This is a genomic window from Bradyrhizobium sp. Ken51 (assembly GCF_055807435.1).
Genome location: NZ_JBVVPB010000001.1, coordinates 572,391 through 594,279, shown reverse-complemented (window position 1 = coordinate 594,279; position 21,889 = coordinate 572,391). Strand labels below are relative to the sequence as shown.

Sequence of the window (21,889 nt, the reverse complement as noted above, 5' to 3'; positions counted from 1 at the left end):
TGCGGTCAGTAGTAGACACATGGCGTAGACGGCCGCCAGGCTGAGCCCGGCGATCCGGGCCTCGCGATGCGATTTCATAACTTCAACTCCCAGAGAGGGCGGCCGCCTCCACGGCAGCCGCCCCAACACCTGGATCAATCAATTTCCTGAACGACGGTGCGCGAGCCGGGATCGACGAGCATCACGCGTTCGCCGGAGTAGACGTAGCGATATTTCGTGAGGGACGGGCCCCAGTCGGCCGGAACGGCCTCGAGCTCGACGTCGCTCGGCACCGCCGCACCGACAACGATCTTTTCCTTCGTCGTCACCGGACGGATACGGTGCTCGGTGACGTAGGATTTGATCTTGGTTCGGTACTGCGGCTCGATCTGAACGGCCGCCGCATGGCCGGTCCCGGTCGTCGTCACGACGGTGGATTGCGCGAAGGCACCGGTCGAAATCAGAGCCGCCGCGGCGGAAAGCAGGAACAACTTCTTCATCTCGTTCTCCTCGTTTGAAGATGCGCCGCAACAACCCCTCATCGCGGACGGCGTTCCCGGCCCCTGGAACTAATTGCCGGCTTTTCCCGTTTGTAGATGACCGGGCGAAACGGCTCGGGCTCTGGAGGAGGACTACAGATGAAGCTAAAAATTGCCACTGCAGCACTGATGCTTGCTGCTATATCCCTGCCGGCGTTCGCGGCCGACGAGTTCTACGTCGTGCAGGACGTCAAGACCAAGAAGTGCACGATCGTCGACAAGAAGCCGACGGACACGTCCATGACCGTCGTCAGCCCGTCAGGCACGATCTACAAGTCGCGCACCGAAGCTGAAAGCGGCATGAAGACCGTCAAGGTCTGCACGTCCAACTGAGGAGGATGACAAATGCCAGTTCTGATTCTCTGGGCCGTGCCGGCCGTTCTGGTGATCGGCGGCGGCATCTATCTGATTGGCCATTTGCATTAAAGCGCACTGGAAGGCGAGCGGGTCTGCGCGTGCAGCGCACAGGTCCGCAAGCCGTCTGCCTGCTACGAGTGCAGGAGGCCGCCCCTCAGCCTGCCAAGGCATCGGCTGGACGCAAGTTGCAGTGCAACAGTTCGCGAAAGTGGTGGCCCTGCGACGAAGAGGACCTCCCGCGCACACGAAATGACTTCCGTCGCGCCGACGTTTTTCATACGCTTCCCACTCGCAAGCTGCATACCGGCTGCGCTCACGGCCCGGCGACAGGGCCGGAGCATCAAAAGGAGGGGAGACGATGAAGCGAAGATCATTTCTCGCTGGGATTGGCGCGACCACTGCGGCGGCTGCGATTGGCATGCCGTCGATCATCCGGGCGCAGTCGCCGATCACGCTGAACGGCGCGGTCCAGTTCAACGACGACCACGCCTTCAACCGGGCACTGCTCCGGTTCGAAGAGCTGGTCAAGAAGTACTACGGCAAGCCCGTCAACTTCACGCTGCACAGGAATTCCTCGCTGGGCCTCGAAAAGCAGTATTTCGAGTACATGTCGCAGGGCAAAGCCGTCGATTACGGCATCGTCTCGCCGGCTCACATGTCAACCTTCGCCAAGGCGGCCCCGTTCATCGATGCGCCCTTCGTGTTCAAGGGCATCGAACACATGAACAAGGTCGTCGAAGCCAATATCCTGGCGCCGATCGCCGACGAAGTCGCGGCCAAGGCCGAGGTCGTTCTGATCGGCTATTCCGGCGGTGGCATCCGCAACATTTTCGCCAACAAGCCGCTCAAGAACCTCGCCGACCTCAAGAGCCTCAAGGTGCGCGTACAAGGCGCGCCGATCTGGTCGAAGACCTTTGCCGCCGTGGGCATGAGCCCGACGGTGATCGCTTATAACGAGATCTACAACGCGATCCAGAACGGCGTGATATCGGCCGGCGAGAACGAGGCGGCAGGCGTCGAGGCGATGAAGTTCTACGAAGTGGCCCCGCATCTCAACCTGACCCAGCACGCCGTGTCGATCCGGCCGATCTGCTTCTCGGTGAAAACATTGAAGACCCTGCCGAAGGAGTTGCAGGACGCGATCATGAAGGCCGGCAAGGAGGCCGGCGACTACGGCCGGCAACTGGAGTCGAGCGAAGAGGTCGTCAAGCTCGACACGCTCGAGAAGGCCGGCAAGCTCAAGCGCGTTCCTTTCGAAGAGCGGGACGCCATGAAGAAGCTCGCCGATCCCGTGATGGCCACCTACGCCAAGGAAATCGGCGCGGAAGGCATTTTCGAGAAGATCAACGTCGTCTGAGAACTGTCGCCGCCCACGTGACAGGACGTCGGGGCAAGCCGGACGGCTTGCCCCATTGCGTGATCGTGATCCCCCGGAGTCGTAATGACCGAAATATCGATGCCACCGAACCCGTCGCCATGGCGCCGAGCAACGGCGGCCTATGCAAAACTGCTGGAAATTCTGCTCGCCGCCTCTGTCGGCATTCTGGTCATTCCGGTCACGTTGCAGATCATCTCGCGCTACACGCCATTGATTCCGTCCTACATCTGGACCGAGGAGATGGCGCGGTTCATGTTCATCTGGACAATCATGATCGGTGCCATGGTCGGCATCAGAGAGTCGCAGCATTTTGAAGTCGACGTCTGGCCTAACCTGTCACGCCGAAGCGAGGCCATGGTGCGGATTCTTGCGCGACTCGGCGTGCTGGCGCTGGCGCTGGTGTTCGTATCCGCCGGACTCGAGTTCACCCGCTTTGCCTGGAACAGAACGTCGGAGCTGGCCGATCTGCCGCTTTGGATGATCCACGTCGCCTGGCCGGTTGCCGGCGTGACCTGGATCGTGTTCGCCGGTGAACAGATTATCGACGAGATGCGGATTCTGGTTGGGGCAAATCAATGAGCGGCAATATACTTTCTGCCGGACAGGCCGCGATGGTCCTGTTCGGTACTTTCGTTGGCCTGCTCATCATACGCGTGCCGGTCGCCTTCGCGCTCGGCCTTGCCTGCGTGCCGATCCTGCTGATCGAGCCGCATCTGTCACTGATGACGCTCGCGCAGGAAACCTTCAACGCCTATAATTCATTCATCCTGCTGGCGGTGCCGTTCTTCCTGCTCACCGCCAATTTGATGAGCATCGGCGGCATCACCGACCGGCTGGTCGCGCTGTCCCGCTCGATGGTCGGGCACTGGCCGGGGTCGCTGGCGCAGATCAACGTCGTGCTGTCGGTGTTCTTTGCCGGCATCTCCGGCTCCTCCACCGCGGACGCGGCGAGCCAGTCCAAGATCTTCATCGATGCCCAGACCAAGGAGGGCTACGACCTCTCGTTCTCGATCGCCATCACCGCCGTCTCGGCCGTGCTCGCCGTCATCATCCCGCCCTCGATCCTGATGATCGTCTGGGGCGGGCTGATCTCGACCTCGATCGCCGCGATGTACCTGGCCGGCATCGTGCCGGGTCTGCTGATCGCGGGCGCACAGATGGCGACCGTGCATGTCTACGCGACGCGTCGCGGTTATCCGACCTATCCGAAAGCAAGCTGGGCCGAGATGCGCTGCGCCATCTGGCGGTCGATACCGGCGCTGATGACGCCGTTCATCATCGTCGGCGGCATTCTGCTCGGATGGTTCACGGCGACCGAATCCGCCTGCGTTGCGGTGCTTTATTCCGTGGCGCTGTCGACGTTCTTCTACCGTGAAACCGGCGCGCGCGAACTCTACAAGGCGTTGCTCGACACCGGGCGTCTGGCCGGGGTCGCGCTGTTCTGCGTGGGCACCGCAAGCGCGTTCGGCTGGCTGCTGGCCTACTACAAGATTCCGCAGGAACTGCTGGCCAACGTCTCGACCTGGGGCATGGGCGCGATCGGGGCGGGCTTCTTCATCGCGCTCTGCTTTCTGGTGGTGGGCTGCTTCCTCGACGCCATTCCGGCGATCATCATCGTCGGCACTGTGCTGGAGCCGCTCGCCAGGTCCGTAGACCTCCATCCCGTCCAGTTCGCGATCATTTCCATCATATCGCTCGCCTTCGGGCTGGTGACCCCACCCTATGGCTTATGTCTGATGATCGCCTGTTCGATCGCCGGGGTACGGCTGCGCTATGCCCTGAAGGACACGGTAATCATGCTGATTCCGATGCTGCTTGTGCTGGCGGCCGTCATCGTCTGGCCAAGCGTGTCGCTGTTCCTGCCGCGTCTGATCGTGCCGGAGATGTTGAAATGAGCGGGGGGTGATCCCGCGGCTCTGACGCCGCGGGATCAGTGCATTTGCCTAGAGATTGCTCTCGGTGATCGCGGCGTAGACCATGCTGCGCAGCTCGCGCCGAAGCGGGTAGGCGCTGGATGGCAGCACCTGCGTCATGAAGATGGTGACCAACTCCTCGGCCGGATCGATCCAGAACGACGTCGTGGCCGCGCCGCCCCAGTTGTATTCACCGGGGCTGCCGGCGACCAGTGTTTCGGCCGGGCGCATGGTCACGGCGAAGCCGAGGCCGAAGCCGATGCCGTTATAGGTCGCTTCGGAGAACAGCGAGCGCGACACCTCGGGGAGAGAGCGGCCGCCCGGAATGTGGTTGGTCGTCATCAGCGCCAGCGTCTTCGGCCCGATCAACCTGACGCCGCCGAGCTCGCCGCCGTTGAGAAGCGCACGGCAGAAGGTGAGATAGTCGGCCATCGTCGAGCACAGCCCGCCGCCTCCCGAGATCAAGGACGGCGGCGACAGGAACGAGCTCGTCGTGGGGTCGTCCTGCAATGTCAGTCCCTCGCGCCGCTGGCCGGCATGGAAGGTCATGCCGCCACCCGGGTCGGCCGAGTAACAGGCGGCGAAGCGGTGGGCCTTGGAAGCCGGAACGTGGAAATCAGTGTCGGACATGCCGAGTGGATCGAGGATGCGTTGCTTCAGGAACTGCTCGAAGGGGATGCCGGAGATCTTGCCAATGAGGTAGCCGAGCACGTCGGTCGAAACCGAGTAGTTCCAGGCCTCGCCCGGCGAGAACTCCAGCGGGATTTTCGCGAGGCTCTCGATCATGGTCTGCAGCGTGCCTGATTTCTCGACCTCGCCGATCTTTTCAGCGCGGTAGGCGGCATCGACGTTCGAGCGTTGCTGGAAGCCATAGGTGAGGCCGGAGGTGTGGCGCAGGAGGTCGACGATCAGCATCGGCCGCGAGGGCGGACGGGTCAGGAAGGCCGGCGCGGTGCCGGCGACGAACACGCCGAGATCCTTCCATTCCGGAATGTACTTGGCGACCGGCTCATCGATCGCGACGAGGCCTTGCTCGACCAGCATCATGAAGGCGACGCTGGTGAGCGGCTTGGTCATGGAATAGATGCGATAGATCGTGTCGTCCTTGACGGGCAGCTTGCGCTCAACGTCGGCAAAACCCTGCACCGAGCTGTGGGCGATCTTGCCACGGCGATAGACCAGGAGATGCGTGCCCGGGAAGCGACCGGCATCGATGTACCGGCTCTTCAGATGCGCATCGACGCGGTCGAGCGCGGCCTTGGACATGCCGAGGGATTCGGGCGAGGCGGGGGTGGGGGCGAGCATCAGTTCCTCCGGGCGTTTTGTCCGACGTTGATAGCCGAAATGGCGGTCTCATTCCAAGCCGGTCGCGCTTAACGCCGGCCGGCTGTTTGGTGTAGGCTTCACCTTGGAACGCCTCCAAGCAGCCCAAAAGATCCCCGACGGGCGAATGAAAAACGCAGGCAAATGCACCATGACCCAGTTCAACGAGACCGAACTCACCGAAGCCGTCGTTCGGAGCTTTGACCGGACACCCGACCCGCGCGCGAAATTCCTGCTCCAGGAATTGGTGAAATCGCTGCACGATTACGTGAGCAAGACCGGCCTCACCTTCGAGGAGTGGGAATACGCCGTCGATTTCCTGACCCGCACCGGCCAGAAATGCACGGACACCCGCCAGGAATTCATCCTCCTCTCCGACGTGCTCGGCGTTTCCATGCTGGTCGACGCGGTCAACCATCGCGAGCGCGAGGGCGCCACCCAGACCACCGTGCTCGGGCCGTTCTATGTCGGCGAGCACAAGGTGACGGCGCATGGCACCGACATCTCACCGAACAATCAAACCGGCGAACGGATGTTCGTGCAGAGCCGTGTCACCGATCTCAAGGGCAAGCCGCTCGCGAATGTCCCCGTCGACGTCTGGCATGCCGACGATGACGGCTTCTACGACTCGCAGAAGCCGAACTATGACGAGGTCGGCGCCTCGGCACGGGCGCGCTTCATCACCGATAGCGATGGCCGCTTCTTCTTCCGCACCATCTTGCCGTGCAGCTACCCGATCCCGACCGACGGTCCAGTCGGCGAGATGATCGTGCAGACCAACCGCCACCCGATGCGCCCGGCGCATGTGCACTTCCTGGTCAATGCCAAGGGCTACGAGCCGCTGATCACCCACGTCTTCATGGACGGGGACAAATATCTGGATTCCGACGTCGTGTTCGGCGTCAAGGACGACCTCGTCGCCAAGGTCGAACCGCGCAGCGACCCGGAGATGCCCGACGGCACCAAGGCGAACGGGCAGTGGCACCTGATGACCTACGAATTCCACCTCAAGCCCGGCGGCGGCATGGCGCCGAAACCGCTCGGAGTGAAGGCGGCGGAGCCGGCCTGAAAGATCGCGGACGGGTGTACTTCAGCGCCCGATAAAGGCCGCCAGTTCGTCAGGTGCCCCCGTTGGAAAGGCTTCCTTCATGAAGTCGAGGAAGGCGGATACACGCGCGCTTAGGAGCCGGCGTGAAGGATAGAGTGTCCACAACGCGATCTCCGGTCCCTCGATGTCGCCCCAAAGCACCAGCGTGCCGGCAGCGAGGTCGTGACTGACCAGTGACACCGGAAGGCGCGCGGCGCCGACGCCGGCCCGGACAGCGTCGCGCACCATGATGAGCGATGCCAGGCGAAGGACCGGATCAATCGCGATGCGCGATTGTCCGCCTGGCACCGTCACGTCCCAGCTTGTTTTCCGGTCGCCCGGTCCGCGCATGACTGTCGGCACAGCGAGATTGCCCCGCGGTCGTTTCAGGTCCGGGCTCGCCACGACCACCAGCCGATCGCGCAGAAAGATTCGTCCGACCAGGCTGTCATCCGGATCGGGATTGACCCGGATCACCAGATCATACCCTTCCTCCACCATGTCGACGGAGCGATCTTCCGTCGTGACCTCAAGACGGATCTCCGGATATCTCAGCGCGAACCCCGCCGCGAGGTTTCCCATTGCAGTCTGCGAGAACAGCAAAGGCGCGCTGATCCGCAAGCGCCCCCGCGGCCTGTCCCCACCCGACGCGATCGCTGTTGCCGTCTCGTCGAGTTCGGTGAGCAAGGCCCCCGTCCGCTCATAAAGGGCGCGTCCTTCCTGCGTGAGTTTCAGGGTGCGCGCGCCCCGTTCGAACAGGCGCAGGTCGAGGGCAGCTTCCAGCTCCGCGACCCGCCGGGACAGGGTGGCTTTCGGCCGTCCGGCGGCCCGTGCGGCCCGTCCGAACCCGCCGTGCCGGGCGACGAGATTGAAGTCGGTGAGTGCGAGCAGGTCCATCGTTCCACCACTGAGACGGTCTGTCCAGATATAGCGACTATCGGTTCGTTTGTGGATCACTAATTTCCCCGATGTCTTCTGACCCAACCCGGAGTGATCCCCATGACCATCCTCGTTACCGGCGCAACCGGCACCATCGGCCGCCAAGTCGTCGAACAGCTCGTCAAGCGCGGTGCCGATGTCCGCGCTCTCGCCCGCGATCCTGCCAAGGCAAACCTCCCGGCAGGCGTCACCGTCGTGCAGGGCGACCTGCTCGACGTCGACTCGCTCCGCAGCGCGTTCAAGGGCGTCTCGACCCTGTTCCTGCTCAACGCGGTGGTGCCGGATGAATTCACGCAAGCGCTGATCGCGCTCAACCTGGCCCGCGACGCCGGCGTCGGGCGGGTCGTCTACCTCTCGGTGATTCACAGCGATCGTTACGTCAACGTCCCGCACTTTGCCGGCAAGTTCGGCGTCGAGAGGATGATCGAGCAGATGGGCTTCAACGCCACCATCCTGCGCCCGGCGTACTTCATGAACAACGATGTTACGATCAAGGACGTGGTGACCGGATACGGCATCTATCCGATGCCGATCGGGAGCAAGGGGCTCGCCATGATCGATGCGCGCGACATCGGCGAGTTCGCGGCCCTCGAGCTCATCCGTCGTGAGCACGCCGCAACACCGCTTCCGCTCACGCGCATCAATCTCGTCGGTCCTGATATGCTGACCGGTGCGAAAGCCGCCGCCGTCTGGTCGGAGGTGCTGGGCCGTACGATCGCCTATCCCGGTGACGATACCGCCGGCTTCGAGAAGAACCTCAGGCAGTTCATGCCAAGCTGGATGGCTTACGACATGCGGCTGATGAGCGAGCGCTTCCTCACCGAGGGAATGGTCCCCGAGGCCGGCGACGTCGAGCGGCTGACCGCGCTGCTGGGCCGCCCGCTGCGCTCCTATCGCGACTTCGTCTCCGAGATCGCGGCCTCTGCCTGACGGCACGGCACGTCCCCATCACGACAACGAGGAATGCTATCATGATCTCTTCAACCGCCACTTCTCCGGCGGATCCGGAAGGCGCAACGAAGATATTGGTGCTTGGAGCGACCGGTGCCACCGGTCGCCTGATCGTCAACCAGGCGGTGGCGCGAGGCTACGACGTCACCGTGCTGGTCCGGTCCGCCGGCAAGGCGAGTGACATCACGGGGGCGAAGCTCATCGTCGGAGACGCCCGCGATGAAAGAGCCCTGCGCGAAGCCCTCAAAGGCCGTGATGCCGTGGTCAGTGCGCTGGGTACGCCGGTAAGCCCGTTCCGCGAGGTGACGCTTCTCTCGACCGCGACGCGCGCGCTCGTGAGCGCGATGAAGGCCGAGCAGGTCTCGCGGCTGGTTTGCATCACGGGAATGGGCGCCGGCGACAGTGCCGGGCATGGCGGCTTTGTCGCCGACAATGTGATCTTTCCGCTTCTCCTGAAGAAGGTGTACGCCGACAAGAGCCGGCAGGAAGCGATCGTCAGAGACAGCGGGCTGGACTGGGTCCTGGTTCGCCCCTCGATCCTGAACAACAAGCCCGGCCGCGGCTCGGTCCGGGCGCTGACAGATCTTTCGGGCTTCCATGGCGGCAGCATTGCGCGCGGAGACGTTGCGACATTCGTGCTCGATCAGGTGCGCGCCGATACCTGGCTGCGTCAGTCTCCGCTCATCACGTGGTGACCCTTGCGTGGCCTTGATCAGCGCGCGTGCAACATCGCAAGCAGGACCACGACGACGCAGGCGAGCGCCGCCGTGGTCAATTTCCAGAACATCAGCGGGCTGCGCTCCAAGAGCGGCGTGATCCGCGTGTCGAGATAGGCCGGATTGGGCGTGCGAAGCTCGAAGACGAATTCAGACAGATCCTCGTGCCGCTTGTAGGGATCCGGATGGAGCGCACGTCTGAGCGCGCCGTCGACCCAGGCAGGCACGTTGCTGTCGTCGTCGGCCGGGCGATATTTGAGCCTCCGCACGTCTGCGTTGCGCCGGATCCTGGCGATTTGGGTGCCATAGGGAAGCTTTCCCGTCAGCATCTGGTAGCAGATCACGGCCAGTGAAAACATGTCGGAGCGCGGCGTGCCGCCTTGCCCAAGAAAATATTCCGGCGCCGTGTACTGGACCGTTCCCAGAATTTCGCCGGTCTCGTCCTGCGGGGCGGCCTCCGCGACGCCCGCCACCTTGACCGATCCGAAGTCGATGATCTTTGCGGTGCCGGTCTTGTCGATCAGGATGTTGTCGGGCCTGAGGTCCTGATGCAGCATTTCCATGCGGTGGAAGGCGCGCAGGCCGGCGGCAATCTGCTCGACCAGTCCGCGGACGGTTTCGAGATCGGGGCGCGGATTGTCCGTCATCCACTGCCGCAAGGTCTGACCTTCAACGAATTCGGTCGCGACGTAGACGTAGCTGCGCCGTTTCGACTGTGACAGCGGTTTGAGCACATGCGGGCTGTCGATCCGGCGCGCGATCCACTCTTCCATCAGGAAGCGCTTCAGATAGGCGGCATTGTCGCGCAAATCGATCGACGGCAGCTTCAGCGCGACCGGCTCCTCGGTCACCGCGTCGACGGCAAGATAGATGTGACTGCGGCTGCTGGCGTGGATTTCGCGGACGATCCTGTAGCCGTCGAAGATGGCCCGCGGCTCCGGCAGTTGGGGAAGCGGCAGCTGGGAGGTCTGGTTGAAGATGCCGGCCGGCTCGCGCTGCGGCACCGCATCGATGCGGAGAATCTGGACCGTGATGTTGTCGTCGCTGCCGCGCTGGTAGGCTTCCTCGACGATCGCCTTCGCCGCCCCGTCGAGCTCGGCTGCATGCTCGCTGAGCGCGTTCGTGATGAAGCGCGGATCGACGAATTCATAGGCGCCGTCGGTCGCCAGCAGGAAAGTGTCGCCAGTCTCGATCTCGAAACTCTGGTAGTCGATCTCGAGCTGCGGATTGATGCCGAGCGCACGGCCGAGATAGGTCTGCTCCGAGGACACGATGATCCGGTGATCGTCGGTCAGCTGCTCGAGCGCCTTGCCCGCCACGCGATAGACGCGACAGTCGCCGACGTGGAAGATGTGCGCGGTGGTCGCCTTGATGACCATGGCGCTCAGCGTGCAGACATAACCCTTGTCGCGGTCGTAGGCATATTGGCTCTTGCGCGTCTGCGCGTGCAGCCAGGAATTGGTCGCATCCAGCACGCGGCGGGCGGAGGTCTTCACTGTCCAGGATTCCGAGGTGCAGTAATAGTCCATCAGGAAGCTCTTGACCGCCGACTCGCTGGCGATCTGGCTCACCGTGCTGCTGGAGATGCCGTCCGCGAGGACCGCCGCTATGCCCTTCAGGCTGAGCATCGGCTCGTCCGGAACGAGGACGCCGTGAAAATCCTGGTTGATGGGCTTGCGACCCTTGTCGGAATGCTGGCCGACCGAGATCTGAAGTCCGCGGGTCATCGTCATCACCGGCAAAGGGGAGCCTCACCCTGATCGGGCGAGGCTCTCCTGTCGAGACGTATCAGGCCGCGACGCGGGGCGACGTGGCCTTGCCGGCCTGGCGCTTCGGCTTGGTCATGACGTGCGTGGCGTAGAGGGTCATGCCGGTGAAGGCGAGGCCGCCGACGAGGTTGCCGAGCACGGTCGGGATCTCGTTCCAGATCAAATAGTCCATGATCGAGAACTTCGCGTGCAGCATCAGGCCGGAGGGGAACAGGAACATGTTCACGACGGAATGCTCGAACACCATGTAGAAGAACACCAGGATCGGCATCCACATCGCGATGACCTTGCCGGGGACCGAGGTCGAGATCATGGCGCCGACGACGCCGGTCGAAACCATCCAGTTGCAGAGCATTCCGCGCAGGAACAGCGTCGCCATGCCGGCGGCGCCATGCGCGGCGTAGCCCAGCGTTCGGCCTTCGCCGATATTGCCGATGGCTGCACCGACCTTGTCGGGATCTTGCGTGAAGCCGAAGGTCGTGACGAAGGCCATCATGAAGGCCACGGTGAAGGCGCCGGCAAAGTTGCCGACGAATACGAGGCCCCAGTTGCGCAGCACGCCGCCGAAGGTGACGCCGGGGCGCTTGTCGATCAGGGCGAGCGGGGAGAGCACGAACACGCCGGTCAGGAGGTCGAAGCCCAGCAGATACAGCATGACGAAGCCGACCGGGAACAGCAGCGCGCCGACCAGCGGCTGCCCCGTGTTCACGTTGATCGTGACGGCGAACCATGCCGCCAGCGCCAGGATAGCGCCGGCCATATAGGCCCGGATGATGGTATCCCGGGTGGACATGAAGACTTTGGACTCGCCCGCATCCACCATCTTGGTGACGAATTCCGAAGGCGCGAGATACGACATCGATGATTCCTTTTGCTCCGTAAGAGAGATCGAGACGCCCTGAGTGCGCCGCTGAAAGTTATTGGCCGTGCGGGCTGTGTGCCGCGCGTGGGCCGGGGAAGATTTGGAAGCCTTGGGATTGCGTCACGACGACCGAGTCGAGGAGGGCCGCGAAGCAGTTGAGCTTCCGGGATGCAGCCGCCAGCGCCTGCATAAGTGCGGCAAGCCGCAGTCTTCGTTGACCCAAACCGGAATGCAAGTTGCGTGCCGCGTGTTGGACTCGTGAAATGCAAGCAATATCAACCTGATAGAGCTTTGGCTGACCCGGCTTTTGCGCGTGGTGCGGCCTTTTCCTTGAGCTGCTGCCCAACTATTGTGCGTCGCACAATTGTTGGGCAAGCCGCAAATTTCGCGAGCGGAATAGGCCTGCGACAGACTGGCGCATCGCTACTAACACACTGATGTTGGGTTGTTTTCTGCGCTGCGGCGCTTGGCACGAAGCTTGAATAGTTCCAGGTCGACGCCATTGAAGCCGTCCCGCGAGACTTCTCATCCGAATTGCCGACGCCACCAGACGGGGGTCTCCCCGTCGCGCGTTCGCATGCGCTGCTTCAGGCGTCGCCGGACGGACGGGCTGCTCGTGTGCACTGACACAATCATTCTGCAACGACGCAAAGGACGATACCGCCTATGACCAAGCGCACCCGCCGGCCGTCGGACACTGGCCTTAGCCGCCGTCAATTGTTGAAGGCCGCTGGCTCGACCGCCGCACTCCTGGCCGCCGTAAAACTGAATTTCCCCGCCGGCGCCTTCGCGCAGGACGCAGGCCCCGAGGTCAAGGGCGCCAAGCTCGGCTTCATCGCGCTAAGCGATGCCGGCCCCTTGTTCGTCGCCAAGGACAAGGGCCTGTTCGCCAAATACGGCATGCCTGACACCGACGTGCAGAAGCAGGCCTCCTGGGGCACCACGCGCGACAATCTCGTGCTCGGCTCCGAAGGCAACGGCATCGACGGCGCGCATATCCTGACCCCGATGCCGTATCTGATCTCGGCCGGCAAGGTGACGCAGAACAACCAGCCGACGCCGATGTACATCCTGGCGCGGCTCAATCTCGACAGCCAGTGCATCTCCGTTGCCAGTGAATATGCCGACCTGAAGCTCGGTGTGGACGCGACGCCCTTCAAGGCGGCGCTGGAGAAGAAGAAGGCCTCGGGCAAGGCCGTGAAGGCCGCGATGACCTTCCCCGGCGGCACGCATGACCTCTGGATCCGCTATTGGCTTGCCGCCGGCGGCATCGATCCGGACAAGGACATCGAGACCATCGTGGTGCCGCCGGCGCAGATGGTGGCCAACATGAAGGTCGGCACGATGGACTGCTTCTGCGTCGGCGAGCCCTGGAACCTGCAGCTGATCCACCAGAACATCGGCTACACCGCGATCACGACCGGCGAGCTCTGGAACAAGCACCCGGAAAAATCCTTCGGCATGCGCGCCGCCTTCGTCGATAAATATCCGAAGGCCGCGAAGGCGCTGCTGATGGCGGTGATGGAAGCGCAGCAGTGGTCCGACAAGGCCGAGAACAAGGCCGAGCTTGCCGCCATCATGGGCAAGCGGCAGTGGATGAACTGCCCTGTCGAAGACGTGCTCGACCGCACCGCCGGCAAGTTCGACTACGGCCTTCCCGGCAAGGTGGTCGAGAATTCGCCGCACATCATGAAGTACTGGCGCGACTTCGCCTCTTATCCCTTCCAGAGCCACGACCTCTGGTTCCTCACCGAAGACATTCGCTGGGGCAAGTACGAGGCGAATTTCGACACCAAGGCGCTGATTGCCAAGGTCAACCGCGAAGACATGTGGCGCGACGCGGCCAAGACGCTCGGCATCGCAAGCGCGGAGATCCCGACCTCCACCTCGCGCGGCAAGGAGACGTTCTTCGACGGCAAGGTGTTCGATCCGGAAAATCCGGCTGCCTATCTGAAGTCGCTCGCGATCAAGCGCGTCGAAGTCTGATGGAGCTAGCGGCCGCCTCCGGGCGGCCGCATCGCCTTTTGCAGCCGGAGAGATATTGCGATGAACATGCCCGCCACGAAGATCGAGGTTGAGACCGCGAAGCCCGCGAGCGCTGCCGCGCCGGTCGTCGCGATGACACCGAAGCGGCCGCCGCGTTCGGAGACTTACGCGCGGATGGCGCGGGAGACCGCCGTGCGCGTCATCCCGCCGCTGGTCGTGATCGCGCTCTTGCTTCTGGTCTGGGAGCTGGTCTGCCGCCGCGCCGGCTCGGCACTGCCGCCGCCGTCGAAGGTGTTCAAAGATACCAAGGAGCTGATCCTCGATCCGTTCTTCGATCATGGCGGCATCGACAAGGGGCTGTTCTGGCACCTCTCCGCCAGCCTCCAGCGCGTCGCCTTCGGCTATTCGCTCTCGGCGATTGCCGGCATCGCGCTTGGCGTCCTGGTCGGACAATCGGTCTGGGCGATGCGCGGGCTCGATCCGCTGTTCCAGGTCTTGCGCACGATCCCGCCGCTGGCCTGGCTGCCGCTGTCGCTCGCCGCGTTCCGCGACGGCCAGCCCTCGGCGATCTTCGTCATCTTCATCACTTCGATCTGGCCGATCATCATCAACACCGCGGTCGGCGTCCGCAACATCCCGCAGGACTATCGCAACGTCGCCGCGGTGGTGCAGCTCAACCCGCTCGAATTCTTCGCCAAGATCATGATCCCGGCCGCCGCGCCCTACATCTTCACGGGGCTTCGCATCGGCATCGGCCTGTCCTGGCTCGCGATCGTCGCCGCGGAAATGCTGATCGGCGGGGTCGGCATCGGATTCTTCATCTGGGACGCCTGGAATTCCTCGCATATCAGCGAGATCATCCTGGCACTGTTTTATGTCGGCATCATCGGCTTCGTGCTCGACCGCCTGATCGCGGGCGCCGGCAAGATCGTCACCCGCGGCACCGCGCTGAACTGAAGGGGAAGCACATGACCGCTTATCTGAAGCTCGACCACATCGACAAGATCTTTACCCGCGGCGCAGCCTCCACGGAGGTGCTGAAGGATATCAATCTCACCATCGAGAAGGGCGAATACGTCTCGATCATCGGCCATTCTGGTTGCGGCAAGTCGACCCTGCTCAACATCATCGCAGGCCTGACCAACGCCACCACCGGCGGCGTGCTGCTGGAGAACCGCGAGGTGAACTCGCCGGGACCCGACCGCGCGGTGGTGTTCCAGAACCACAGTCTGCTGCCGTGGCTGACCGTGTACGAGAACGTCCGGCTCGGCGTCGACAAGGTCTTTGCCAAAACCAAGAAGCGCGCCGAACGCGACGCCTGGGTCATGCACAATCTCAACCTCGTGCAGATGGCCCATGCCAAGGACAAGCGGCCTTCGGAAATCTCCGGCGGCATGAAGCAGCGCGTCGGCATTGCCCGCGCGCTTGCCATGGAGCCGAAAGTGTTGCTGCTCGACGAGCCGTTCGGCGCGCTCGACGCACTGACCCGCGCGCATTTGCAGGATTCGGTGATGGCGCTGCATCAGAAGCTCGGCAACACCATTTTGATGATCACCCATGACGTCGACGAGGCGGTGCTGTTGTCCGACCGCATCGTCATGATGACGAACGGACCGAGCGCGCGCATCGGCGAGGTGCTGGAGGTGCCGCTGGCGCGTCCTCGCAAGCGGCTCGAGCTCGCGACCAACACCACTTATCTGAAGTGCCGGCAGCGCGTGCTCGAATTCCTCTACGAGCGTCATCGCTTCGTCGAAGCCGCGTAAACGCGTCACCGACAGGCGCTAACGCAACGCCTAATTTTGAATCATCAAGCTCAATCCTTGTGCGGCGCACAGGGATTGAGCGAATCGCAAAATTTGCGTGCGAAATAGTCCTGCGAAGATTCGGAGCACTTCGAACAAGCTTCTGAATTTCCTGCGTTTCCGGAATGCGCGCAGTTGGCACGGAAATTGAAACACCAATCGCGACGCCAACGACGACGTCCCTCAACATCATCAATCAGCATCGTAACTCGCCACCGGGGGTGAAGCCTCGGAGCGCGCCTCCGTGGCCGGAGGCTGAGCCTGCAACGACGCAGCGGTGAGCCTGGAAGGGATTCTGCAATGACCAAGAGTCGGACTTGGATTTCAGACTGGCGCCCCGAAGATGAGGCGTTCTGGAATGCGACTGGCAAGACTATCGCGCGACGCAACCTGATCTGGTCGATCGTGGCCGAACATATCGGCTTCTCGGTCTGGCTGATCTGGAGCATCGTTACCACCAAGCTGCCGCAGGCGGGCTTCCACTACACCACCGACCAGCTGTTCCAGCTCGTCGCGGTGCCCGGGCTGATCGGCGCGTTGATGCGCTTTCCCTATACCTTCGCGGTGACGACCTTCGGCGGTCGCAACTGGACCATCTTCAGTGCGGCGATCCTGTTCATTCCGACGCTCTCGCTCGCCTATTTCGTCGGCCAGCCGGACACGCCGTTCTGGCTGATGCTGCTGATTGCCTCGACCGCCGGTCTCGGCGGTGGAAATTTTGCTTCCAGCATGACCAATATTTCGTTCTTCTTCCCCGACCGGATGAAGGGGTGGGCGCTCGGACTGAATGCGGCCGGCGGCAATATCGGCGTCTCCAGCGTGCAGCTGTTGACCCCGATCCTGATGACGCTCGCCGTCATCAACCTGTTCCAGGCAACTCCTGTTGACGATGTTTTCCTGCAAAACGCCGGCCTGATGTGGGTGCTGCCGATCGCGATCGCGGTGTTCGGCGCAGTGTTCTTCATGAACAACCTGACCACGGCCAAGTCGTCGATCAAGAACCAGCTCGCCGTGGTCAAGCGCAAGCACACGTGGATCATGGCGTATCTCTATATCGGCACGTTCGGCTCCTTCATCGGCTACTCGGCTGCATTTCCGCTGTTGATCAAGACCCAGTTCCCGCAAGTCACGATTGCGATCGCGTTCCTGGGACCGCTGGTCGGTTCGCTGTCGCGGCCGCTCGGTGGCTGGCTTGCCGACAGGATCGGCGGCTCGGTCATCACGTTCTGGAATTTCATCGTGATGGCAGGGGCGACGGTCGGCGTGCTCTACTTCGTCGGGCACAAGGATTTCATCGGCTTCCTGTCGATGTTCCTGGTCCTGTTCGTGACGACGGGCATCGGCAACGGCTCGACCTACCGCATGATTCCCTCGATCTTCCGCGAGCAGAACCTCTTCAGGGTGCGCGGCAAGGGCGATGCGGAGCGCGCGGTCGCCTTGAAGACGGCGAGCATCGAGAGCGGTGCTGCGGTTGGCTTCATCGGCGCGGTCGGCGCCGTCGGCGGCTATCTGATCCCGACCGGCTTTGGCAAGTCGATCGCGCTGACCGGCGGGCCGCAGCTCGCGCTCGCGATCTATCTCGGCTTCTACGCCTCCTGCCTCGCGCTGACCTGGTGGTTCTATCTGCGTCGCAGCCCGCAGGGCGAAGGCGCGTCAAGCCTCGCCGGAGCAAGGGTGTAGAGCATGATCCGGAAAAGTGTGCAGCGGTTTTCCGGCAAGATCATGCTCAAAGGATAGAGACTTGGTACGAATCTCGCTTCTCCCCGTACGCGGGGAGAAGCATTGCCCGACAGTTTGACAATGAACCTGGTTCGCAATGGCGCGCACCAAGGCAAACCCAACAGGCAGGAGAACATCATGACGCCAGAACAGATCACCCTCGTCCAGCAGAGCTTTGCCAAGATCGCGCCGATTTCCGCGCAGGCCGCGGTGCTGTTCTACGATCGCCTGTTCGAGGTGGCGCCATCCGTGCGCGCGATGTTTCCCGAGGACATGACCGAGCAGCGCAAGAAGCTGATGGGCATGCTCGCCGCCGTCGTCGGCGGCCTATCGAACCTGGACTCGATTCTTCCCGCGGCCTCGGCGCTTGCGAAGCGTCACGTCGGCTACGGCGCCAAGGCCGAGCACTACCCCGTGGTCGGCGCGACCTTGCTGTGGACCCTGGAGAAGGGGCTCGGCGAGGCCTGGACGCCCGAACTCGCGACCGCCTGGACCGACGCCTACGGCGTGTTGTCCGGCTACATGATTTCCGAGGCCTACGGCGCACAGCCGCAGGCTGCCGAATAGGAGATGCGTTGTGAGTGAACCGCTGGTCATCGTCGGAAACGGTATGGCGGCCGCGCGTCTGGTCGACGAGCTCGCCAAGACCGCGCTCGGCCGCTACGCGGTCGCTGTGATCGGCGAAGAGCCGCGGCTCGCTTACAACCGCGTTCTGCTCTCCTCGGTGCTGGCCGGCGAGACCGGCTCGCACGAGATCGAGCTCCGGCCCGCGGACTGGTGGCGCCATCGCGGCGTCACTGTGCGCTACGGCTATCGCGTCAGCGAGATCGACACCGGCCGACGCGAGCTCAAGATCGAAGGCGAAGAGAGCATGGAATATTCCAAGCTCGTGCTCGCCGTCGGCTCGACGCCGCTGCGGCTCAACGTACCGGGCGCCGATCTCGTCGGCGTGCACACCTTCCGCGACACCCGCGACGTCGATCTGCTGCTGACGCTTGCGGCCGCCAGGAAGCGCGTCGTCGTGGTCGGCGGTGGTCTGCTTGGTCTCGAAGCGGCGTACGGCCTCGCCAAGGCCGGAGCGCCCGTGACGCTGCTGCACCTGATGGACCGGCTGATGGAGCGCCAGCTCGATGCGCCGGCCGCCGACCTGCTCAAGACGCTGGTCGAGCGCAAGGGCATTCGCATCCTGCTCAATGCATCCACAGCCCGCATCCTCGGCGAGGACCATGTCGAAGCGGTCGAGCTTGCCGATGGCAGCCGCATCGAGGCCGATGCGGTGATCTTCGCCGCCGGCATCAGGCCCAACATCGCGCTCGCAAAGGACGCCGGCATCGCAGTCAACCGCGGCATCGTCGTCAACGACGAGATGCAGACGGCGTCACCCGATATCTACGCGCTCGGCGAATGCGCCGAGCATCGCGGCACCTGCTACGGCCTCGTCGAGCCTGCCTACGAACAGGCGCGCGTGCTGGCGCGGCATCTCTCCGGCCGTCCCGCGGCCTATCAGGGCAGCGTGGTCTCGACCAATCTGAAGGTGTCGGGAGTCAGCGTATTCTCCGCCGGCGACTTCATGGGCGGGGAGGGCAGCGAGAGCCTCGTGCTGTCAGACCGCAGGTGCGGCACCTACAAGAAACTCGTCATCGCCGAGGGCCGGCTCACAGGCGCCCTGCTGATTGGCGATACCGTCGATGCGCTCTGGTATCTCGAGCTGATCCGCAACCGCGAAAAGGTGGCGGCCATCCGCGCCGACATGATGTTCGGCCGCGCACTCGCGCGTCCCTCCAAAGCGGCTTGATAGAGGCGGCTTGATATGACGGCGATCGATCCCACGCTCCGCGCCACCAAGACGACCTGTCCGTATTGCGGCGTCGGCTGCGGCGTGCTGGCGACGCCAGACGGCAAGGGCGGCGCGGCGATCGCGGGCGATCCCGATCATCCAGCCAATTTCGGCCGGCTGTGCTCCAAGGGCTCGGCGCTGGGCGAGACCGTCGGGCTGGAAAGCCGGCTGCTCTATCCGATGATCCGCTGCAAGGGCGTGCTCGAACGAGTCGCCTGGAGCGATGCGCTCGATCACGTCGCCCACCGCATGCAGCACATCGTCGCGCGCGACGGCGCCGACGCGGTCGCATTCTATCTCTCCGGCCAGCTCCTGACCGAGGACTACTACGTCGCCAACAAGCTGATGAAGGGCTTTGTCGGGACGGCGAACGTCGACACCAATTCGCGGCTTTGCATGTCGTCCTCGGTCGCCGGTCACCGCCGCGCCTTCGGCGCCGACACCGTGCCCGGTTGCTACGAGGATCTCGACCAGGCCGATCTTCTGGTGTTCGTCGGCTCGAATGCCGCCTGGTGCCATCCCGTGCTGTTCCAGCGCATGTTGAAGAACCGTGGGGAGCGCGGCGCCCGCATGATCGTGATCGATCCGCGCCGCACCGACACCGCGACCGACGTCGATCTGTTCCTGGGCCTCAAGCCCGGCACCGACACGGCGCTGTTCTCCGGCCTGTTCGTTTACCTTGCCGACAATGGTGCTTTGGATCAGGACTACATCGCGCAAAACACGTCGGGCTTTGACGACGCGCTGGCGCGCGCACGCAGCATCGCCGGCGGCGTCACCGCGACCGCACTCGCCACGGGCCTTTCCGAGCAGGACGTTGCCACCTTCTTCAAGATGTTCCGTGACACGCCCCGCGTCGTCACGCTGTACTCGCAAGGTGTCAATCAGTCGGCGCAGGGCACCGACAAGGTCAATGCGATCCTGAACTGCCATCTCGCCACGGGCCGCATCGGCAAGCCCGGCGCCTCGCCGTTCTCGCTCACCGGCCAGCCCAACGCGATGGGCGGCCGCGAGGTCGGCGGCCTCGCCAACCAGCTCGCCGCACACATGAACTTCACGCCGCCGGACATCGATCGCGTGCGGCGGTTCTGGAAGGCGCCGCGCATCGCCACCCATGAAGGGTTGAAGGCGGTGCAGCTGTTCGAAGCCATCAACCGCGGCGAGGTCAAGGCGCTGTGGGTGATGGGCACCAACCCCGCAGTGTCGCTGCCCGACGCGGATTTCGTGCGCGAGGCGCTGAAGAAGCTCGAGCTGTTCGTGGTCTCCGAGAACGTGCTCTCCAACGACACCGTCGATGCCGGTCCGCACGTGCTGCTGCCCGCGCTCGCCTGGGGCGAGAAGTCGGGCACCGTGACCAATTCCGAGCGCCGCATCTCGCGCCAGCGCTCGTTCCTGCCGGCGCCCGGCGAGGCGCGGCCGGACTGGTGGATCCTGAGCGAAACCGCAAACCGCCTCGGCTTCGGCGACAGTTTTGGCTACAAATCCGCCGCCGACATCTTCCGCGAGCACGCCGCGCTCTCGGCGTTCGAGAACGATGGTAGCCGCGACTTCGATATCGGCGCGCTGACCTCGCTCTCCGACGACGCCTTCGACGCCCTGAAGCCCGTGCAGTGGCCCGCACGTGAAGGCGGGGCGCCCGGGGAGCGCTTCTTCGCGGCCGGCGGCTTCTTCACCAACGACGGCAAGGGCCGCTTCGTCGCGCCGGAAGTGCCGGCGCTGCGTGGCGAGATCGGACCATCGCGGCCGCTGCGGCTCAACACCGGGCGGATCCGCGACCAGTGGCACACCATGACGCGCACGGGCCTCAGCCAGCGGCTCGGCGCACATCTGCCTGAGCCGTTCGTCGAGATTCATCCCGATGACGCCAACAAATACAACATCGTCCATGACGGCTATGCCCGCATCACCACCGACTACGGCCAGTGCACCCTCAAGGTCGTCGTCAGTGAGCGCCAGCAGCGCGGCACGCTGTTCGCGCCGATCCACTGGAGTGCGATGAACGCCTCGCACGGTCGCGTCGGGGCGCTGGTCGCACCGTTCACCGATCCGTTCTCGGGGCAGCCGGAGTCCAAGGCGACACCGGCGGCGATTTCGCCTTATGAATACGTCTTCCGCGGCTTTGCGTTGTCGCGCAAGCAGCTGGAGCTGCCGCCGAACCTGATGTGGACCCGCGTCACTGTTGCCGGCGGCTTCGGCTATCTCTTCGCCGACAATGCGGACCTGTCGCGCTGGCCGGCTTGGCTCGGTGGCATTGCGGGCGAGGACGTCGCCGACTATCGCGACTTCGGCGGCGGCGTCTACCGCGCGGCATCGTTTGATGGCGATCGCATCGAGACCTGTCTGTTCGTCGGCCCCGCGCATGATGCCGGCGACTGGGAGGTGGTGAAGAGCCTGTTCGTGGCCGACCATGTCACCGACGAGCAGCGGCGCATGCTGTTGTCCGGCAAATCGAGCGAAGGCGCCGCCTCGACCGGGCCTGTCGTCTGCGCCTGCTTCGGCGTCGGCCGCGGCACCATCTGCGACACCATCGCCGCAGGCGCGCGCACAGCCGCCGAGATCGGCGCAAAGCTTAAGGCCGGCACCAATTGCGGCTCCTGCATCCCCGAGCTGAAGCGCCTGATCGCGACGACGGAGGTGGCACCGGCAAAGCAGGCCAAGCTCGCTGGCGCGGCGGGGTAGGCGCGACTTTCTCGGTCGTCGCCGCATACTCCGCGTCATCGCCCGGCTTGACC

The 21,889-nt window shown here is 63.7% G+C and carries 19 protein-coding genes; 14 read left to right on the top strand and 5 right to left on the bottom strand.

Going from position 1 to position 21,889, the window contains the following annotated elements; all coding sequences use genetic code 11:
• Positions 1 to 134: 134 nt before the first annotated feature.
• Positions 135 to 479: a DUF1236 domain-containing protein gene (locus AC0L27_RS02600; RefSeq protein ID WP_275170436.1), complete on the bottom strand. Its 345-nt coding sequence runs from the start codon at positions 477 to 479 to the stop codon at positions 135 to 137.
• Positions 480 to 617: 138 nt separating this feature from the next.
• Here AC0L27_RS02600 and AC0L27_RS02595 point away from each other — a divergent pair, with 138 nt between their 5' ends.
• From AC0L27_RS02595 to AC0L27_RS02580, 4 genes are all read left to right on the top strand, one after another.
• The gene (locus tag AC0L27_RS02595) at positions 618 to 851 is read left to right on the top strand and encodes a hypothetical protein (protein ID WP_354207215.1); all 234 of its coding nucleotides are present in this window, start codon (positions 618 to 620) and stop codon (positions 849 to 851) included.
• Between the two features lie 382 nt (positions 852 to 1,233).
• Positions 1,234 to 2,232, top strand: a complete 999-nt coding sequence (locus AC0L27_RS02590; protein WP_275170438.1) for a TRAP transporter substrate-binding protein — start codon at positions 1,234 to 1,236, stop codon at positions 2,230 to 2,232.
• Positions 2,233 to 2,316: 84 nt separating this feature from the next.
• Entirely contained in the window at positions 2,317 to 2,832 is a 516-nt protein-coding gene (locus AC0L27_RS02585) for a TRAP transporter small permease (RefSeq protein WP_354056619.1), read from the top strand.
• Positions 2,829 to 4,148 (top strand): TRAP transporter large permease, encoded by a 1,320-nt coding sequence (locus tag AC0L27_RS02580; RefSeq protein WP_354207210.1) that lies wholly within the window; start codon positions 2,829 to 2,831, stop codon positions 4,146 to 4,148. The genes AC0L27_RS02585 and AC0L27_RS02580 overlap by 4 nt, the downstream gene beginning before the upstream one ends.
• A 48-nt stretch (positions 4,149 to 4,196) precedes the next feature.
• Here the strand turns inward: AC0L27_RS02580 and AC0L27_RS02575 are convergent, their stop codons facing one another.
• Positions 4,197 to 5,471: a serine hydrolase domain-containing protein gene (locus tag AC0L27_RS02575; protein WP_354207208.1), complete on the bottom strand. Its 1,275-nt coding sequence runs from the start codon at positions 5,469 to 5,471 to the stop codon at positions 4,197 to 4,199.
• Between the two features lie 169 nt (positions 5,472 to 5,640).
• Here AC0L27_RS02575 and AC0L27_RS02570 point away from each other — a divergent pair, with 169 nt between their 5' ends.
• Positions 5,641 to 6,558: an intradiol ring-cleavage dioxygenase gene (locus AC0L27_RS02570; RefSeq protein WP_354207352.1), complete on the top strand. Its 918-nt coding sequence runs from the start codon at positions 5,641 to 5,643 to the stop codon at positions 6,556 to 6,558.
• 21 nt (positions 6,559 to 6,579) lie between these two features.
• Here the strand turns inward: AC0L27_RS02570 and AC0L27_RS02565 are convergent, their stop codons facing one another.
• The gene (locus AC0L27_RS02565; protein WP_473317892.1) at positions 6,580 to 7,473 is read right to left on the bottom strand and encodes a LysR family transcriptional regulator; all 894 of its coding nucleotides are present in this window, start codon (positions 7,471 to 7,473) and stop codon (positions 6,580 to 6,582) included.
• A gap of 102 nt (positions 7,474 to 7,575) precedes the next feature.
• On the opposite strand from AC0L27_RS02565, the gene AC0L27_RS02560 reads away from it, so the two are divergent.
• Both AC0L27_RS02560 and AC0L27_RS02555 read left to right on the top strand, forming a co-directional pair.
• Entirely contained in the window at positions 7,576 to 8,445 is an 870-nt protein-coding gene (locus tag AC0L27_RS02560; protein WP_354207204.1) for an SDR family oxidoreductase, read from the top strand.
• A 41-nt stretch (positions 8,446 to 8,486) separates the two neighbouring features.
• Positions 8,487 to 9,161, top strand: coding sequence for an NAD(P)-dependent oxidoreductase (locus tag AC0L27_RS02555; RefSeq protein WP_354207202.1), 675 nt, complete (start codon positions 8,487 to 8,489; stop codon positions 9,159 to 9,161).
• A gap of 17 nt (positions 9,162 to 9,178) precedes the next feature.
• On the opposite strand, the gene AC0L27_RS02550 is transcribed toward AC0L27_RS02555, so the two are convergent.
• Positions 9,179 to 10,915 (bottom strand): bifunctional protein-serine/threonine kinase/phosphatase, encoded by a 1,737-nt coding sequence (locus AC0L27_RS02550; protein ID WP_473317891.1) that lies wholly within the window; start codon positions 10,913 to 10,915, stop codon positions 9,179 to 9,181.
• Between the two features lie 55 nt (positions 10,916 to 10,970).
• Complete coding sequence (locus AC0L27_RS02545) at positions 10,971 to 11,810, bottom strand: formate/nitrite transporter family protein (protein ID WP_275170445.1); 840 nt, start codon at positions 11,808 to 11,810, stop codon at positions 10,971 to 10,973.
• Positions 11,811 to 12,479: 669 nt separating this feature from the next.
• On the opposite strand from AC0L27_RS02545, the gene AC0L27_RS02540 reads away from it, so the two are divergent.
• The 7 genes from AC0L27_RS02540 to AC0L27_RS02510 all read left to right on the top strand — a co-directional run bounded on the left by AC0L27_RS02540 (position 12,480) and on the right by AC0L27_RS02510 (position 21,836).
• Positions 12,480 to 13,799, top strand: coding sequence for a CmpA/NrtA family ABC transporter substrate-binding protein (locus AC0L27_RS02540; RefSeq protein WP_275170446.1), 1,320 nt, complete (start codon positions 12,480 to 12,482; stop codon positions 13,797 to 13,799).
• A gap of 60 nt (positions 13,800 to 13,859) precedes the next feature.
• Complete coding sequence (gene ntrB, locus AC0L27_RS02535; RefSeq protein ID WP_275170447.1) at positions 13,860 to 14,756, top strand: nitrate ABC transporter permease; 897 nt, start codon at positions 13,860 to 13,862, stop codon at positions 14,754 to 14,756.
• Positions 14,757 to 14,767: 11 nt separating this feature from the next.
• Positions 14,768 to 15,562 (top strand): ABC transporter ATP-binding protein, encoded by a 795-nt coding sequence (locus AC0L27_RS02530; RefSeq protein WP_007593952.1) that lies wholly within the window; start codon positions 14,768 to 14,770, stop codon positions 15,560 to 15,562.
• A 339-nt stretch (positions 15,563 to 15,901) separates the two neighbouring features.
• Positions 15,902 to 17,281, top strand: coding sequence for an MFS transporter (locus AC0L27_RS02525; protein WP_354207194.1), 1,380 nt, complete (start codon positions 15,902 to 15,904; stop codon positions 17,279 to 17,281).
• Positions 17,282 to 17,458: 177 nt separating this feature from the next.
• Positions 17,459 to 17,887, top strand: a complete 429-nt coding sequence (locus AC0L27_RS02520) for a globin family protein (RefSeq protein ID WP_354207192.1) — start codon at positions 17,459 to 17,461, stop codon at positions 17,885 to 17,887.
• Between the two features lie 10 nt (positions 17,888 to 17,897).
• A complete protein-coding gene (locus AC0L27_RS02515) occupies positions 17,898 to 19,115 on the top strand; it encodes an NAD(P)/FAD-dependent oxidoreductase (RefSeq protein ID WP_354207190.1) in 1,218 nt (405 codons plus the stop codon).
• 15 nt (positions 19,116 to 19,130) lie between these two features.
• The gene (locus AC0L27_RS02510) at positions 19,131 to 21,836 is read left to right on the top strand and encodes a nitrate reductase (RefSeq protein WP_354207188.1); all 2,706 of its coding nucleotides are present in this window, start codon (positions 19,131 to 19,133) and stop codon (positions 21,834 to 21,836) included.
• Positions 21,837 to 21,889: the final 53 nt, after the last annotated feature.